This is a genomic window from Burkholderia sp. PU8-34, assembly GCF_053427725.1.
Genome location: NZ_JBSAXC010000027.1, coordinates 1 through 17155, shown reverse-complemented (window position 1 = coordinate 17155; position 17155 = coordinate 1). Strand labels below are relative to the sequence as shown.

Here is a 17155-nt window from a genome sequence, read left to right as displayed (position 1 = left end):
CAAAGTGCAAATATCCAGAAAGCACCGGCAGCTGGCGTCGTCGCCGCCGATAGGTGAACGTCGGTCATCGCACTTAGAATGCAATGGCCGATCTAGATGGCATTCCACGCACAATCTCTCCCTATGAATTGAGTGCGGTATTCAAAAAGATCTCATATTGGTCAAGTGTCTCCAGGTTCTTGCGGATGAGCATGTAAAGCGCGACATAGGCATTTATCACGTTACTCGGTAAAAACTTCGGCTCTCCTTGCCATTCTTCAATCATCTTCTCGATTGTACCCTTCATGGAGTTAGGTCCAGTTGCTACGCTTTCAAGCTTAAGAATTGCCTCCCTCCAGTCAAGCTCAATCGAAGTCTCAATTAACTCACGGCAGACGTGCGCCAATTCCGGCCATTTGCTCAGATCTACTCCAAGCATGAGATTGCGTACTGCCGACAGTAGATTATCTTGAGCGCTAAAATAATAGAAAGCGGTCGAGCGGGAATAGTCATCCGAAAGGCGTAGGCTGGGCTTAAATAAATCCTTCAAATCATTAAATATAAAATTCTTTTTCTGTGGTATTTCAAATTGACCAGCCGCCTCAAATTTTGGCAGCTCTATTTGAACTGTTTCGCCGTCTTTAGGTGATACAACCTGAACTCCGGGGCGAAGCGTCAATGGCGTGGTTACCAAATAAGCGTACAATCGATATCTTGATAGATAGATCGACACGATACTTGCGAAGCTTCTGAGTCGAGCAACCTCATCAAGGTGTCGGGCGCGCTCTTGACTAGCCGCTTCCAATTCTTGCGCGGCGCTACCAATTGAATAAGAGAGAGAATTGAGAAATAGGCCAATCGTAACGATCCCAAGAAGTGCCTCCAATCCCGCAACTAATTGACCGCCTGCTCCTTTGGGCGTAATGTCTCCATAACCCAAAGTTGTAATCGTCGCCGTGCTGAAATATAGTTTCTGAAAGAAACCGCAGGGATCGTTATCTTGGCACTTCAGTGCGACATCTGGCGCGTAACTAAAAATTAACGCAAAAAATGGAATAAGAAAAAAATACAAAACTGCGTAGAAGGATGGGTGCCGCCGACCCAGTATGGCGATCCATGTGTTATTTTTCATGGCCTGTTTTGGAAAGCTGATTTGTTCAAATATCGTGTCATCGGTTATGTGACGGGGGCTGCAGTGCGCCGAGGTGGCCGACCGCCGCTAGTCTAACGTCAAACATCCTGAATGGGGCTACTGGGTCTGGCGTCTTGGACGCGTTTCCTTATACTTTCTCGCAATGCGACTCGGAGGAACGGACGGGCATGGAGCTTCAGTGGATCGAGTATCTGAAGCAGAGCGGCTGGATGGATCTGCTGAGGGTCGGAGGGGTAGCTGGCGTCGTCAGTTCGGTCGTTACGTTGGGATGGAGTGAGCTATAGGGCGGTAGGGCACGCAAACGCGAGGCACGACACGCGGCTCTGACGGCAGCGCTTGCGCTGGAGGGCTATGCTCGGGACGCTAGGTTGATGATGCACCGCGCCGACTGGGCCGCTCAGGAGGCGGCTCGTACGCAAAGCTGTGAGCCGCTTAAGAACCTTACGTTGCCCGAGTTCACGTACCCAGAGTCGATAGATTGGAAGTCGTTGAAGCACAGAGTCACTTCGCAGCTTCGTGAGTTTCCAGCTTTGCTTCACTCCACTCGGCAATCCCTGTCTGCGGTGTGGGAGTATTGCGACCCGCTCGAGTATTGTGCGGAGGTGGAGTTCGAGTCCGCGAAGGCCGCGAAGCAGGCGCTCGGCCTGTCCCGCATCACCCGCGCGAAGCATAGCGTCGCGCCTTGGATGCCGGGCAAGCAGGATTCCGACCTCGAAAAGGATCTCTCGCAGTTCATCGCGGAACAGAGCGCAAAACGTGAGGCTTTCAAGGCGAAGCAGCGCAAGGCAATGGTCGACCTGATGGCTGAAGAGGCGCTTCTTTCCAAAGAGAGACCGGACTAGTGGAGGTAGAACGGCTCCGCAACCATAGGCCACCAATCGTTCGAAATTAGATGTTGTAGATTTTTTGAAGAGTGTGACGGACGGAATCCTTTATCTCTAGTCGGTACTTGGCATTCTCGTTGAGTGACCTGGTTTGCTCGGCGTCCCATTTGTTACTTTTGCAGTAATCCATCCATTGAGCCGCTCCACACATAGCCAATCTGATTCTTGAATCATAGTCGAACTGTTGCAAAAAGTCGGGGGGGGCTTTGTGCATCGGGTCAACTATTCTGATTTTCAGCTCTTTGTGCCGAACCATGGCGTTCGATATTCTGAAATTCACGTGGCGATCCCCAAACCCGTAGCCAATGATAGTCAGTTCGTCTAGTTGGATTAGCGCGTCGTCTAAGACCTTCAATTTCTCTTCGCCGTCTTTTACGTTAGACGTCGTGCTGTATTTTTTCCACCGGTAAGCATTGACTTGCAAATTATGTCTAGCTGGCCTTGCGCGTTGGTTATCGCTCGATCTCTACCAGATGGTACTTTGCGATTCTGGACGTAATAACCCATGCGCTCGATCCTCTCAAAATCACTCATCAATTCCCGCGAGGTGCTTCTTGTCAAAATTGGGTTGCAGATCAAGGTGCTGTCCTGATACTCCAACTCACTCAAGCTCCCATGGAGCTTAACGAGATTAATGCCTTGTTGAGCATTAAAGAATTTCGGATTTCGTATGTTGTATTCCTTTCTCGCCGTGTAGCTCAGCGGGATGATATTTGCCATCTCCCTGTTGCTTACTGGAAAATCTATTTTTCCGCTATCGCCATACGTCACGGGGATGCCGAGATCAATGCAAAGGAATTCAAGAAACAGGTCGTGGTTTAGCGAAAAGACCCAAGTCTCCTCGTCGGATAGTAGATTTGGGAGCGATGAGAACCATTTCCTGTTCCTTGTGTACAGGATCTCATATGACGCGGTTTGATAAACCGACAGTGCGACATGAATGATTTCGTAAAATACGCTGAAAATAAAATGATACGAATCCTTATCGGATTGAGGTCTTGCTGGCTCCGAGGCGCGGGCCTGAATGTTCGCAATTAGTTCCTCGTAATTGCTGCCATTTCTCGACTTGTAATCAAGTAGAAGATCAAACGCCTCGGCAACTGCCGCTTTACTTATGGGACGGTCGCTGGAGTAGGGTTGGTGAGATCCTAGGCTCGCTACAATGAGGGCCGCTTTCCGTTTGTCAAACAGATCGAGAAATGTTTCAGTCAATTCTCTAGCCGTCGGCATCCCCAAGTCATACGAGAACCCGGCTCCCAGCAATAGACCCTTTTTCATGGCTCCTCGATATTTTTCAGTGGTTTGAGTATGCTTCGTCGCTCTACCGAAGCGGAAAAGCGTTTACGAGTTTGACGACCACGAGCATCACCGGCACCTCCCGAGCATAGGTTGACGATGGGCGTAAGCCCGGAGTTAATCGACCACGCAGTGCCCAGCGGATTCGGCCACGGCGGCCCGGAGGAGCGAGCCAAGCGTCGCGTGACGACTGAGACGCGTACAAGATGAATTCGCAGCGACGATATCATTGGTTCGCTCCGACTTCGACTGCGTCAGAGTAGGCTAGCTCGATAAAGCAGGCAAGTCTTCAGCAATCAGTTGGCACGACTTTTCTCGCGCATTTCTTTGACCATACTCGCGTGGTGATTGACGTCCTCCCCGCACTCAGCCTGCGGCTGCCGCGCACAGCGCGGGAAGGACGGGGATTCCTTCTGCAAGGCGGCGACGTCCCGCCGCGAGAATGTTGTCGGCCGCATTGATGTCGCGGTGGTGATACGCGCCACACTCCGGGCAAGCCCACTCTCTTATTCCAAGACCTTCCAGGCCCGTCGGGCCCGTGCGCCTTTTACAGCAACTACAAGTCTGGGTTGAATACGCCTCATCGACCTCCTCGAACCACACGCCCGCGTCATCGCTCTTGTATTGCAGCATGGTCCGGAACAGGCTCCAGCCCGCGTCGAGCACGGACTTCGCCATCCGTGTCCTCGCGAGTGCCGAAGCGTTCACGTTTCCGACCCGGCTGGCCAAACGCGACCGGCACCATGCATCGCTGATGCCGGGAGGTCTGGCTTGCGCTCAGAGATCGAACTCGCCAATGTCCCGAGCAACTGCTCAACAGATGGTACCGTCATCGCAGTCAGGGTTGCGTCGCGCAGCGCTACATCTAACGCGTCTGAAACTGCTTCATGTAGAGAAGTAAGCCGGACTCTCGCAGGCGGAATTTGCAGCGTCGGCCGGTATTGCGCTGCGAACCTACAAGCGCTTTGAGACGCACGGCCAAGGAACGTTGGAGACCTTCCTTCGGGCACTGAAAACCCTGGGGCACGCGAGGAACTTGTATCTACTATTCCCGCAGCCCCTTCCTGCAAGGAAGCCGACGCTGGAACAGAGAATCGAAGCGATGGCTCAACGACAGAAATCGTCCGCACAAAGTTGATTATCTTTCAGAATTCTTTCAAGCTCTCGTGCGGCGCGAAATACCTTCAGGTTCACGTCATCGCTCATCTGCGATATGAAGTAGCGCTGCGCAAACCGTGAGCGACTACAAGCCTATGTCGCCTTGTCAAAGCGAAGACTTGCTTCACGGACCACCCAGGTCGCTGTGTCTTTATCCATAAACGGCCTGAAGACCTCGGCCTTCAGGCGCCTTCAGGCCGGGGATGAAAGGCGGGTGTAGACAGCGCAGCCGGAATCTCGTGATTTTCGAAGGGTAGGGGTCCGTGCCGTCCTTGACCGGGGCCGTGGCTGGTGCTCCAATCCGCTCGTTCGCAAGAAGACATATATTGCCCATCGGTGGCTGCGAGGCAGACTGCCTACGGCGGCCGGTGGTCTACCGGGCTGGTTCGTTAACAGGTATTGGCATGCCAATCGATCTGCCAGTGTGGTTGAAGGCCGGCTTGGGCTGGGCGTGGCCAAAGTTAAAGCAATGGGGAGTCGACCGGTTCGCCCGAGCTTGTGTGAGCCGCAGGGCGATGGAAGGGGGAAACTTTGCCAGCGAGGGCAGCCTTCCGTACCTCGTCAAGATGGAGTTAGAACGGCTTGCCTCAGACCCGTTCGCTCTACCGGAGATTCGGTCAGCTTCGTTTCGAAGCTGGTTGCGTTCAACCTCGAATCTCGAGCTTTTTGTCTCGGTTCTCGTTGCGAAAGCCGGTGGCGGAGATGATGTCGTAGACGCCCAGGAGTCGCTTGCCGAGAAATTCCAGGAAGCGACGGGAGAAACTTCAAGGCTCGCCGCAGGCTGGGTAAACCTCACCATCTCCTACGTTCATGGCCAGTTAAATGCAACCGAAGATGGGCGCAATGCATTGCAAGCGGCTCTGGGATTTCGGAATTCCGCCCAACTGGGACGTATCGAGAGCCTTGTGACGCCGCCGTCCACCTTCGAAGTTGTAGCGAAAGTGAGGCAAGTTGCGGCAGGTTTGCTGGAAGCTGGGCGTCGAAGCTGGAAGATGCCCCGGTCCGTCGCGCCACTCACGCTGGAGGAACGCGAATCGTACCCAAGCGGCGAGTCGCACCGGGTCACAATTGCTGAGGTGGCTTCCGCCATCGGCGATGGTAGAAATCTGATTCTGTTTGGTTCTGGAGGAATCGGCAAGACGACCTTACTACTCGAACTGTGCGGGTGGTGTTCGACCACCGGGGACCGCATTCCGCTATTCGTCGATGCTGCCGTCTGGGCGCGCAGCAATTTGTCTGTTCTGGAATACGTTGCGAGGTCGGCCGCCGCGCAGCTCAATCAGGTAACGGCGAATGAGCTGGCAGATCTCGCGAAATCAGGCAATCTGGTCATCATGTTGAATGGCTGGAATGAGATTTCGGCGCTGTCAAAGCTCTCCTGCCGTGAACATCTTCTGCAACTGGGTTCTATAGCCCCGAAGCTAGTGGTGGTGGTTGTCTCGCGAACGGCGAGCGACGTCCCATCGCTTGACCGTGCGAAGCACCTCGAAGTGCTGGGATTGACGTGGCGAGGGCAGGTCGACGTGATTCGGGGCGAACTGGATGGAAATCAAGCGGACGGGCTACTTGACCTACTCGTACGGGATACACGTCTTCGGCACGCCGGGCGAAGCCCTCTGATTTTGCGTGGCCTCATCGCTCAAGCGAAAGAAGGTCTCGTTGCAGGCTCGAGCGTTTTTGGCTTGCTCGGGGCCGCTGTGCGTGCGTTTGAGGGCGACGACCAGCGCAATCTGGTGCTTTCGGAGTCGCCGGTTGATGGGCATCATCGCGTTTATCTCGAAGAGCTTGCCTGCGACCTTACGCAACGCGTTCTCACGGCGTGCTCACGGGAGGAAGCGTTACGGTGTATGCGGAGCGCCGGTAAAAGGCTGATGGAGCGTGGAATCAGTGGCGAGCCTAATCCGAGCGCGGTCCTTGCAATCCTGGTCAGCCATCATCTACTTCACTTCGACGGTGACACGGTGAGGTTTGCACATCAACGATTCCAGGAATACTTTGCTGCGACACGCCTAGTGCGCGCCTTTGACGGAGACGATACTTTGTTATCGACTCTGCGGCCTACCTTAAATTTATCGGCGTGGGAAGAATCACTATTGCTTTCGGCTGGTGAGCTAAAAAGCCGGCCAACCCCAAGCGAGGCGCGGGCAAGACTTGTCAAAGTTCTCAGTGAGATCGACTTGGGGCTGGCATGCGATGCTGCCGGAGTGTGTCGGTTTTCGGACGCGGATGATCATCTTCGCAACTCACTTATCGAACGGATCAATCAGATTGCCAGTTCGAATCTGGAGGAGGTTCGATATCTCGGCATCGCCTATCAGCTCGCATCCCGTTTTCCTGAGTTCTCCGAGAATCTGTGGACGCTACTTGAAACCGATGACATGCAGGCGAGACTCCATGTATACCGCCTAGGCGGGATTGCCATGTCTCTCTCGCAGCTAGGTGTGGGCGCAAAAGAGCGCGTCGCTGCGTGGCCGCCAGAACGTAGAGCCGAATTTGTTCACGAAATTGCGAGCGACGCGGACAACTATGAGTTTTTGGTACAGCTGGCGACGGCGGAGCCGGATCTTGAAGTTCGAGTAGCTGCCATCAGCGCGTTGTTCTGGCGGTTTCCGGCTTCAGACGCGGCCCTTACGGCGTGGCTGAACGCGCCAGTCGAGGTGCAAGTAGACGACCGCTTGATGAGCGAAGTGGGATACGCCCTCGAAGAGGGGATCGCCGGCGATGAGGTCCGAGATCGGATTCGCGGTCTGGTAAATGACTCCAATTCCCCGGACAAGCAGTTGAGATTGGCACTGTTTTTTCCGGAGGAGATCGATGCACGCGGAGTTGATCTTGTCTTCGAGGAGTTGCGCGGAAGTGAGCGCCACGCGAACTATGCCACCTGTGTCGCAGTTGCCCGAAAGAAAGATCCGGGGCGGCTTGAAAGTCTCGTGCAGGAACTCGCGCTCGCTCCAGGGCTTCTGCCGCAATGGGTGCGTGAATACCTCGCGGCTGCGCCCGACGATGTCGGGACCGGGTTGTTTGCAAAGGCGTGGCTCAACTGGCAGAAGGACAATACGTCGAGTGGGACAGTCGAGCAATTGGGCTTCCTGGCGAATCAAGCGCAGATTGAGCAAATCGTCACCCAACTCATGTCGCTTTCCGGCAAGAGCCGCCCGTTGTCAAATCAGGATGGCGAGAACCGCCGGACGTTGGAGCGTCTTCTCGCGAACGCGGCGGGTGATGATCTGCTGGCGGTGGTGATGGCACGGGCCGAGGGGGCGGATTATGAGATAGCGTGCCGCCTTGTCGAGCTCGTATATCGACGTACCGGTGCTGACACAGGAATTGGTCGTGACGGCGCATGGTTACCAGCCGCTCCCCAGATCCGACAACTCTTCGAGGCCTTTGGGGAAAAGCAGGAAAACGCGGAAATTCCGCAGAATGAGTTAAAGGTGCTTCTGTGCTGCATCGCCAGTCTTGTTGTCCCGACGGAAATGGAGACACTTCTCCTGGACGCGACCCGCAGCTATCTCGATTCCTGGCTGACATTTAGGGAAGTCGTCGAAAAGTGGTCGAAAAATCCGTCTTCGCCGCGCCCGCAGAACCCTTATTGGGGCACCTCTCTAGGATCCGCATGGGTAAGAACAGGGTTCTCTTACCTGCAGCACCTTCTTGAGCTCATGGAGCATCCCGAAGCGAAGGAATTCGTTCCTGAGCTCGTCTCTCGTATCGTCAATATTCCTTGGGAAGCGCAGCTCGAGCGCGGGGTGTTCAGGAATATTACATCGGACATCGAGGATGGTAAGAGGCGCCGGGCAATGGGCCGGGTTCTCATGCAGCCTGACGACGCCCAGCAGCCTGTGACTGACGAAGCAGCCAGGGCGATTGGGAAAATGCTCGAGGACCTGGTTAGCGATTGCATGAGAGCGAAAGCTGAAGATGCCGAATGGAACACGAAGCCGGCAGCGCATTGGGTGAGACGGTTGGCGGTTGCCCTGGCCAATATTCCGAGCCTCCTTGTCGTTCGGGCAGTTAGCGGGGCGTTGACGAGCGGACTGATGGATGTATTTGGAACGGTTGCCTCGATTAGAGCGTTGGTGCGCCAAGGTATGGTGATATCGGATGCGTCGGTTGTGCGTGCAATCGAAGTAACCTACGATCGGGAGGGGCAGGCGCAGTGGCTCGACGACTCGACACGTCACGCTATGTCGGAACTCACCCAGCTCGTCTTCTGTGTTTCGCCGGCAACTTTGCTGAGTCGTCCACTGGAGCACTACGCAAAGCAGTGGCCCCGGTTCGAGCATGTCATCCAGTACATTCGTTTGCTCAGCGCTACGCCGCCAGAGAACGCCTGGCCCGCGCTTCTCCAAATCGGACTCGACCCGCAAGGTTCCCCAAATCTCGATGAACAATTCGCCTCCGCTCTTCTTTCTGCGGTGACGATCGAAACCCTCCCCGAACTTCTCGCACTCATCGAGGATGGGACGTTGTTTCGCTGGTACGGCAACGAGTGGTCATTACGCCATCCGCCGCCCGGACTTGCTCGCATTCTTGAACGGGCGGGGCAGGTCCCAGCGTTCGCAAGGGCTTGCCATGCGGCTCGGTCAAGTCTTTCGGACATGCTTGCTGGCCGTGTCCTGGCTCAAATTGGGTGTGAAGACGACCTCAGCACATACCTACTTGAGGCTGTTGATGCCGGAAGGGCCATTGCTCCGAGCTCCCCCGGCTATCGCCTATTAAAGGAAATGTTTGTATCACGCACAGACATCGGTGACGGGCAACGTGAGATTAGCCCGAAGGCGCAAAACGAGCTTCGGGCAGCGCTCTATTTGCGAGCAAAGGGCACCGGCGACGTCGCGAATGGGTGCATACGTCTGTTAGCGGAACTGGAATGTGAGCGCCGGGAGGCAGGACGACCGGAAGATGAGTTGCGGCACCCTATGCTTGACGACGGACGGGCATGGACCGAGATTTTTGGGGGCGTGTGAGCGAGTCGAGCCGAAAACCGCATTGGCCAACGGAGGATGTTGACGGCAGAGGCTGCTCATACAGAGCAATTCGATCGAGTACGTCGAGCCGCGTTGAACTACCGGTCGCCGGCCAAAAATGCGGCGGACCAAGGGGACCAAGGGGGGGAAAGGCGGTCGCTCCTGCCGCGTAACAGGAGCTTGTCTAACGAGCTTTGCAAGAAGCCAGTTGGCCCTATCGAAGGGGCAGCCATGTCTGTGACGGGGTCATCGATGAACTGCACGCGGTGTTCGGAATTCGATTGCTATGTGTATTGGGGCACGCGCTGCGCAACCTGCAACGATTGCGACAAACAGAAGAAGCACGGTTGAATGCACGAGCGCTCAAACTCGCAACCGCGTTCCGAAGAAAAACAAATGCCGCGCGGGCGTACCCTCCGAGAACTGGTGGCGCCCTTCGAAGTCACCGATTCAGAACGCGCCTCAATGGCTGATTGACTGCCGCGAGTGCCTTGATAACCCCATCGAATACAAAGTCGAGTGCCAGTCCGTATCCGCGATGAAGGCTCGCGGTATCGAAACCCAAGTCCTGGAGCCGCTGGAGATTCTGTCCTACGTCGTGCGCGTCTGCGATACGCAAATCGTTGCAGACAAAGAGCGCGGCTAGATTCGCATTTCGTGAATCCCAGCCATCAGGCGCCACGCCGCCCCTGTAAGCACCGATTTCTTCGTCGTTTCGGTCCAAGCGGTCGATGATATTTAGCAGCGACTGGACGAGTTTCAGGCTTCCCCAACCGGCAACTGCTTCCCGGGGAACGCCCGCAGCTTCGACGAGCCTTCTCAGGAAACCGGTTGGGATGCATTGCCACAACTCATGAATCGATTTGCATCTCGCGAGGAACGCCTGTTGACTCATATCAAGTGGAGCGACTTGCGCCAGGCGGCAAAGCTGCGGATAGTGCATCCACCCGTTTGCCGCAATCTCTTCCCGGGAGAGGTTGACAAGGTCGAACGCCGACCGCTCAATGGCTATGGTTCGACCAAGGGATGACAGGTTGTCACCTAGGTCTAACAATTGCATCGCCAGTCGTTCAGTCTTTGACACGATGTGCTCTTCGTCGAGACTAACCCGCGCAAGTGTGGCGGGGTCAACTGCGTGGGCGTGAGCATGAAGGATTTCGCGGTCTGGTTTCGCCTCGTAGAGATCTCGCATGGAGACTTTAATCAGATTCCTCCCTATTCGCTGGCAACCGGTGAAGCTCCATTGCCCCAGATAGGAGGGGCTGCAATGCCACGTTTGGCCGTAGACCTTGACCGGAGTGCTGTTATAGAACCTGTTCTGCTCGTATCTCTCCAGGAACCTGTCGTCGAGATACACGATTGTCCCATCTATCATGGCGTGAGCATTGGCGTGAGTCACGACCTCCGGAACTCCGGGCCATGCGAGGCCCTCCGCAGTCTGCTCCGGACACAGTTCACAGGTAACGGCCTCGACTGTGGCCCACACTTGGATCAGCAAACCGCCGTTATGCTCCTGTATGCTCAAGAGGAACCATCCGTCCTCGCTGTTGATATCCAGATGCCGCTCGCCGTGCATTAAGTCACGAAGCTCGGGCAGGTCCGGCAGCAGCGCTTCGTAGAAGAAGACCCGGACGCCGCGTGCGCCCCGCATCCAGAGGTATTTGCGCAGATATTCGTTGGATATTACCCAGCTTATATTGCGCGAAGCTTGCCAGTAGTACTGCCCTGACACTTCGCCCTCTGCAACGCCGAACTCAGGCAGTCTCAGGTCATCGTAGACCAGTCGTTGCTCCTCGTTACCGATGCAGCGGGGCGTCAGGCCCAAGGCCATCCAGATTTTTTCGGCAAGGTTATACGTGTAGAACGAGCCACTACCCCATGAGGCCACGATGTAATCGTGACCATCAATGCCTGGTGAAAACGCCTTTGATGCTCCCTTGTCGCCCAACTCCGGAACGGAATACGCTACAACGCCATGACTGTCATTGAGAGCTGGAGGCAGGTCGCTTCCGTCGTCGTCAACAACAGCCATCAGCATGTGCGTATACTCACGCCCCGGACCGTGTGGATCAATCTCAATCATGCTGCTCACCTCGACCCGCAGTGCGGGATCAAGGCCGACGGGTTCAAGAAGCATCCGTAGCCGCTCCGGCAGCAGGCCGGCAGGAATAGGAAACGCGCGCAAGTAATCAAACATTTGCAGACCCTTTGCTTCGATAGGAACTCGCAGGTGGGCAGGCTGCATGGTAACGCCTGCTGTACTGGCAGAAGATTCCAGACAATCATATCCCGGACGTTTGGCGTCGGCGTCTGAAAGCACAAGATGAAAGAAGGCATGTCCTTGACTTCTCGCCGATGATTCCGCCAGCGTCAACCGGGAACCGATAGAATGATTGCTCCGTCGCAGCGTTTGCTGCGATGAAGATAGCGGGCAGGGACCAACAGAAGAACCAGAGCTAGAAATTGCGGGTATTCCAATACCTGCGGGGAACGGGATACAAATGGAGATGCATCTGCGCGCGCCTGCATCACCTCAATGGGCTGGCTCCGCTGAACGGCGCGGACTTGACCCACTGGGGATGCAAAGCGAAAGCATTGGCCTTTACCAGTCGCTGGTGCCCGGGCTTGGCAACGTGACACTCCGGATGCGGTACTACGGGCTGTACGCCTGGCTCGCTTCAATGTACGCGCGCAAGATAGGTAGTGAGGATCCGGAGGAATGGCGTCACTTTCTGCGGCGAGGCGAAGCGCTTTATGCACTGGTCGCCGTTGAAGCGGAGGACTCAGCAGGCGTCGCGGGGTCCGAGTGGGCTAGGCGTGCGCTTGACGCGCCCGTCGACGGCGTTATCTCACTTGAGACTGAGTCGAGCCCATCACCTCCACATCTCCAGCAAGAATTTGGTGCGTTTGGTAACGCATACGGGTCACCGCTCTATGACCTGAAGATCCTTTTCGTGCGAACCAAGGGCCGTATTCCCGTCCCCAGCCCCGGTCTAGGGGAACGCCTCGCCGATTCGTTCGCGGCCGCAGCAGGCTCCGCCGCCGAGGCCTTCTACGAAGCGATTGAGAGTCGCCGCGTCACCGTCGGGATGCTCGCCTCGATGGCTTGCCTTGCACCCTCGCACATTGGTCCCGAGAGTCAAGAGCGCCAGTGCTATCAGGACGTCCTTTTCGAGGTAGGGGATTCGGAGCGCCATGCTGCCCGGCGCGACACACTCCTGCTGATTCTCGAAGTCGCGACCCAGTGTGCAGCACTCCCGGAAGTGCTCACGTTTCGCTGGGCAATGTTCGACGGGCATCTTCCGGACGGAAGGCAACTGTCTACAAACCAGGTCGGACTTCAGAAGCGCCGTGAAGATTGGTGGCTCTATCACGCCAACGACCTGATGCATGTGATCCTTGAAGCGCTTCTCGGTTACCTGCTGGAGCTGCTCGAGACGCGGTTCGCCGGTGGAGTCACCATTGATTCGCTCGTGCAGCATGCTCTCGACGACATCTTCAATGACATGCCCAACACGATCCGAACATGGCGGGAGTTTGCGGAACATACCGTCTCGATCGGGGACGTATCCAACGCTGTCCCAGTGCGGGAACGGACACTCGCTGGAACGCTTTTGCGGGGACGACAGGGCACAAAGGACGATTCGACCGCCGCATACGCCTTAGATGCGCTGCAGCTCATGGCGCTGTTGCAGCATCGAAGCAGCGCCCAGCGCGAGGTTGTGGCACGCCGATTTGGAAAGCTGAATCCGGCGGTCTCCCGAACTTTATTCTCGGAAATGGAGTTTCTCAAAGTCCATGCGGATGCGCCATTTCCCGAGATGCTCTCCACATTGCTTACCGAGCGGGTGCTGCGACGCCACCTGTGGGTCGCGGTGCAAAAGTTACGGTATCAGAACGCATATACGTTTCTGGTCGACCTTGACAACGGGCGCCTTCGATTGCGCAAGAAGGATGGTCCAGTGTTCACCAATCCGCGACTGTCGCCCGCCATCACGTTCCTCCGTGACATCCACTTGCTTTCAGATAAAGGAATCACATCGCGCGGTCACGCGGTGCTGAACACAGCCGAATGAAACAGCGAACCCCGCTTTACCAGCGCGTCAACGGCAAGAACTATCACACGGCACTGGCGTCCACTTTTGGAATCGATTTTGAAGCCTGGGAAAATGTTGCCTTGCCTCGTCTGCAGTCGACCGGATGCCGGAACGTGCTGCTGCTGGCCGATGCTGGAATGATGACGCACGCGATGAACGGCGCCTCGACGCTCCCGCGCAAGGGTGGACGCAGCTATACAGCGAATGCAATTTCAGCGTCGCGCGTTTTCCATCCCAAACTCACATTGCTGGTCGGGCGGGATTCGGCTCGCCTGATCGTCGCTTCTGCGAACATTACCTCACCGGGGCTTGCCGGCAATCTGGAGATAGCAGGAACTGTCGATGCAACACCAGATCTGCCGGGGGAAACGAAGCTTGTGGCCGGCGCACTCCGCTTTCTGCGCTCCCGTCTGGGCGACCACGGCAAGGTAGTAGAAGACCAGTTGGGGCGCATGGACAAGCGTGCCGCCTGGCTCGCCAGGACCGTCGATTCCGGTGATCTCGTTCTCCTGCACGACGGTAGCGCTGCCCAATTTCTTTGTAGTGGCAGTGAACAGGGTATCGGCGCCAGATTCACGCGGAACGTCGGGGGGCAGCAGGTCAAGAGACTCATTGTGCTCAGCCCTTACTGGGATTCAGACCTCTCAGGTTTGCAAGCGCTCGTTGAGGCGCTCAGGCCGGAAAGGACGGTTCTCCTCGTCGATGTACGACGCAGGCTTTTCCCAACCCAAGCCTTGGGGCAACTGACCAACGTGAGCGTTATCGACATCGGGACGGCGGCTGGCTCAAACTTCGTCCACGCCAAACTGTTCATCGCCGAGACGGACCAGGCGGATCATGTCCTATACGGAAGCGCGAACTGTACGACAGCAGCTCTCGGAACCAGCAAGTTTCGGGGCTTGAACGACGAAGCGTGCCTTTATAGACGGCTACCTCCGGCAAGCATTGTCCGGGAGCTCGAAATGACTGTAGTTATGGACAGCACGCCCGTTCCGTTCGACAAGCTCCCCGCTCAGTCCCTGATCGAGAAGCTGAAGTTCGATACGCTTCGGGCGGGCAACCCTGGCAGCTTTGAACTCAGGGACGATGTTTTGTATTGGCATGCTGGCAACAGGACGATTCTCGAGGGGACGAGCGTTGAACTTTTTCAGCTAGACAAGACGCCGTCCTTGACAACACTGGTCCCGCTCGATTCTGTCACCCCAAACGTCCGCCGCTTCAGGATTGCAGGGGATGCGCCTGCGTTTGCCCGCTTACGGTACCCAGATAACACACACTCGGCCATTGCGTGCGTGACAGTGGCCTACGACATCTACGCGCTGGCAAGGGAGATCAGGGGAAAGTCGGCCGAGCTCGCAGTAGATCGTCTGAACGCAAGCAACGAAGTCGATATCTACCTGCTTGAGGCCATTCAGGCGCTGGCACTGGCAGAGAGCGACGACAAAGCGGGTCAACACCCCGTCTCGGTCGGCGCTGGAAAGCGAGCATCGGAAGAGAGCGAAGCCTCGACAGTGTCCGAAGCCTACCGGATACTGTCCTATAGGGATTTCGTAGAGGGCGCGAGGGCACGCCCGCAGAAAGGCGTCGAAGCGCCTAGCCAGTTTGTCGACAGCGGGCTATGGCACGTTGAGCAGCTTCTGAACCGCTCAATCGGGATGGCTTCGCATCAGACCGTCGATGCCGGTGCGGAACCGGCCGAGGCAGATGTTCGACGCCTCTTCAATCGCGGTGACGAAACCGAAAACCCAGACCGCAAACTCAACGCAGGCGAAACATCACAACCGGGGACCGAGAGCGACGATATCGACGATGTTGACGACCCTAGCAAGGAGGCGGAACTCCGACAACGTTTTACGTCCGAACGCCTGGAGTCGATTGAGCGACACGTCAATTATCTCTGGACCCTCAAGCAGCGAAAGGAGGCGTCTGCAACAGATGTGCTCCGCCTGCGTGCCATCCTCATGCTCATCGCTACAGCGGCGACAGGCAGAACGCTCAAGGAAATGCTATCGGAACACGACATAAATCCTAAGTCGCGGCTTGTGCTGCCCGCTGCAGGCGAAAACTGTTGGCCTAAACTGATGCTCAACCAGTTAGGCCTGTTTTTCGGCACCGAAAATCCGGTAATCCAGTTTTTGCGAATCCAGTCCAAGGACAGCAGCATTCCGTCGGATATTCTCGAATGCTGGGCGACATGTGTGTGGTCGCTACACGCCAGTCAATCTGCGGTCAGACGTTACGGCGCAAGGGACGACATGCGAGCGCTTGGGCGCCGTTTGCGCACGCTTCCTCAGCAGATCTATCATATGCTTGGCATGAGTGTCGACCAGTTCAGGGCTGAAGCATTCACCCGGACGTTCAACTGTCTCGTGGGGCACTTTGCAGGTCGCATGGACATCGATCCGATCGAAACACGGTCTCTTCATGAGCGGATGCTTGCCGGTGCTTTCCGTGGTGCGACCGCTGTCCCATCCGACTCGATTCGCTACGTTTATCCGGCTGCCGACCCGGACTAGCCGTGTCTCCGGCAGCGCTTGCGGGTGTTCGGCCGCTGCTGCCCTTAATCCAACACTGAGACAGAACACCAAGCAGACTGAGCTAAGCTCGAATCTGGTGTACGGGGGAGGGGGAATTGAGGCGGGAGATTGAAGGCGGTGGAAGGTCAGTTTTACATCGGCGCTAACACACAGTGACTGACTGGAAACACAGAGCCCCGGCCCCGGGTCTGTTGGTCGCGGGCTCTGTGTGTTTGTTGCGCGGTCGGGAAGGGAAGTTATCGGCTGAGTGTTCTGGATGCTCTGCGACTAGGCCACATTTCCGTCTCCGGCAACCAACAGACTGCCAATTGAAACGCCGAGACTTGCAGCGATGTTCTCCATGACCGGCAGCGTGAGGTCAGGGTGTCGGCGCTCTATCTGACTGACGTATCCTTTCGGAAGTTGTGAACGCTTGCTAAGTTCATTTTGCGACCAGCCATGCTTCTGCCGTAGCGCCTTGATATTCGTGGACACAAGCAGAGTGAAGTCATCGGGCGAGCAACCATTCAAGCTTCTATCTCCGTCATCGAAGAAAGCAGACGGATGAACGTCCAGCGCAGAAGCGAGCTTGCGAATTGTTAACAGCCGGACGTTGGTCTTCCCTTCCTCAACCAGATACAAGGTGTTGCGGCTGATTGACGCCTTTTCCGCTAGCATCTCCCTGGACATGCTTTGCTCCGTTCGCATCTCGCGCAAACGCGCGGCGAACTTATCATTCGCAGTTGGCTCGTTACCCATGAATAGAAAACATCGTAAGCGAGCCAAATGATAACGCGATGGTCGCTGCGGTAGCTCCAAGAGATTTTTAGAGCGGGACCCGTCTGAACTCGAGCGCCGTACGACTGTGGCTCGAGCCGAATATGCGTTCGCCCATTCAGGGGTCTTGGCTGGTTTGTCCCGTGAGGCAGACTCAACTCAGAATCGAGCATCCTGAAGTGAGATCTTGCTGCATTTTTGAAAAAGTGAGGAATTTTCTGGTTCTCGAATTCCGCTGGTGAAGCTTGGTTTGAGAACAAATCAAATCAAGCTTCAGTCGGCACAACCAGCGCCCTGCCGCGAGCCGTCACACGAGGCCCGTCAC

Annotated in this window: 9 protein-coding genes; 4 read left to right on the top strand and 5 right to left on the bottom strand. The window is 56.1% G+C overall.

Annotated elements, in window-relative coordinates; all coding sequences use genetic code 11:
• Positions 1 to 121 precede the first annotated feature (121 nt).
• Entirely contained in the window at positions 122 to 1111 is a 990-nt protein-coding gene (locus tag ACV22Z_RS33870; RefSeq protein WP_448080610.1) for a potassium channel family protein, read from the bottom strand.
• A 392-nt stretch (positions 1112 to 1503) separates the two neighbouring features.
• Here ACV22Z_RS33870 and ACV22Z_RS33865 point away from each other — a divergent pair, with 392 nt between their 5' ends.
• On the top strand, positions 1504 to 1974 hold the full coding sequence (locus tag ACV22Z_RS33865) for a hypothetical protein (RefSeq protein WP_448080609.1): 471 nt from the start codon (positions 1504 to 1506) through the stop codon (positions 1972 to 1974).
• A 414-nt stretch (positions 1975 to 2388) separates the two neighbouring features.
• On the opposite strand, the gene ACV22Z_RS33860 is transcribed toward ACV22Z_RS33865, so the two are convergent.
• Positions 2389 to 3294 (bottom strand): hypothetical protein, encoded by a 906-nt coding sequence (locus ACV22Z_RS33860; protein WP_448080608.1) that lies wholly within the window; start codon positions 3292 to 3294, stop codon positions 2389 to 2391.
• 384 nt (positions 3295 to 3678) lie between these two features.
• A complete protein-coding gene (locus ACV22Z_RS33855) occupies positions 3679 to 3990 on the bottom strand; it encodes an RNA-guided endonuclease InsQ/TnpB family protein (protein WP_448080607.1) in 312 nt (103 codons plus the stop codon).
• Between the two features lie 884 nt (positions 3991 to 4874).
• On the opposite strand from ACV22Z_RS33855, the gene ACV22Z_RS33850 reads away from it, so the two are divergent.
• Entirely contained in the window at positions 4875 to 9440 is a 4566-nt protein-coding gene (locus tag ACV22Z_RS33850; protein WP_448080606.1) for an NACHT domain-containing protein, read from the top strand.
• A 442-nt stretch (positions 9441 to 9882) separates the two neighbouring features.
• Here the strand turns inward: ACV22Z_RS33850 and ACV22Z_RS33845 are convergent, their stop codons facing one another.
• Entirely contained in the window at positions 9883 to 11685 is a 1803-nt protein-coding gene (locus tag ACV22Z_RS33845; RefSeq protein ID WP_448080605.1) for a hypothetical protein, read from the bottom strand.
• Positions 11686 to 11941: 256 nt separating this feature from the next.
• On the opposite strand from ACV22Z_RS33845, the gene ACV22Z_RS33840 reads away from it, so the two are divergent.
• Together ACV22Z_RS33840 and ACV22Z_RS33835 are read left to right on the top strand one after the other, a co-directional pair.
• Positions 11942 to 13516 carry a hypothetical protein gene (locus ACV22Z_RS33840; RefSeq protein ID WP_448080604.1) on the top strand — a complete coding sequence of 525 codons (1575 nt, stop codon included), beginning with the start codon at positions 11942 to 11944 and terminating at the stop codon, positions 13514 to 13516.
• Positions 13513 to 16053 (top strand): hypothetical protein, encoded by a 2541-nt coding sequence (locus ACV22Z_RS33835; protein WP_448080603.1) that lies wholly within the window; start codon positions 13513 to 13515, stop codon positions 16051 to 16053. The genes ACV22Z_RS33840 and ACV22Z_RS33835 overlap by 4 nt, the downstream gene beginning before the upstream one ends.
• Positions 16054 to 16341: 288 nt before the next feature.
• Here ACV22Z_RS33835 and ACV22Z_RS33830 read toward each other — a convergent pair whose 3' ends face one another.
• Positions 16342 to 16812, bottom strand: a complete 471-nt coding sequence (locus tag ACV22Z_RS33830) for a helix-turn-helix domain-containing protein (protein ID WP_448080602.1) — start codon at positions 16810 to 16812, stop codon at positions 16342 to 16344.
• Between the last annotated feature and the right edge of the window lie 343 nt (positions 16813 to 17155).

Excerpts from the sequence above, each read along its gene's own strand:
- ACV22Z_RS33870 (WP_448080610.1), bottom strand. The coding sequence starts at position 1,111 with ATGAAAAATAACACATGGATCGCCATACTGGGTCGGCGGCACCCATCC.
- ACV22Z_RS33865 (WP_448080609.1), top strand. The coding sequence starts at position 1,504 with ATGATGCACCGCGCCGACTGGGCCGCTCAGGAGGCGGCTCGTACGCAA.
- ACV22Z_RS33860 (WP_448080608.1), bottom strand. The coding sequence starts at position 3,294 with ATGAAAAAGGGTCTATTGCTGGGAGCCGGGTTCTCGTATGACTTGGGG.
- ACV22Z_RS33855 (WP_448080607.1), bottom strand. The coding sequence starts at position 3,990 with ATGGCGAAGTCCGTGCTCGACGCGGGCTGGAGCCTGTTCCGGACCATG.
- ACV22Z_RS33850 (WP_448080606.1), top strand. The coding sequence starts at position 4,875 with ATGCCAATCGATCTGCCAGTGTGGTTGAAGGCCGGCTTGGGCTGGGCG.
- ACV22Z_RS33845 (WP_448080605.1), bottom strand. The coding sequence starts at position 11,685 with ATGCAGCCTGCCCACCTGCGAGTTCCTATCGAAGCAAAGGGTCTGCAA.
- ACV22Z_RS33840 (WP_448080604.1), top strand. The coding sequence starts at position 11,942 with ATGGAGATGCATCTGCGCGCGCCTGCATCACCTCAATGGGCTGGCTCC.
- ACV22Z_RS33835 (WP_448080603.1), top strand. The coding sequence starts at position 13,513 with ATGAAACAGCGAACCCCGCTTTACCAGCGCGTCAACGGCAAGAACTAT.
- ACV22Z_RS33830 (WP_448080602.1), bottom strand. The coding sequence starts at position 16,812 with ATGGGTAACGAGCCAACTGCGAATGATAAGTTCGCCGCGCGTTTGCGC.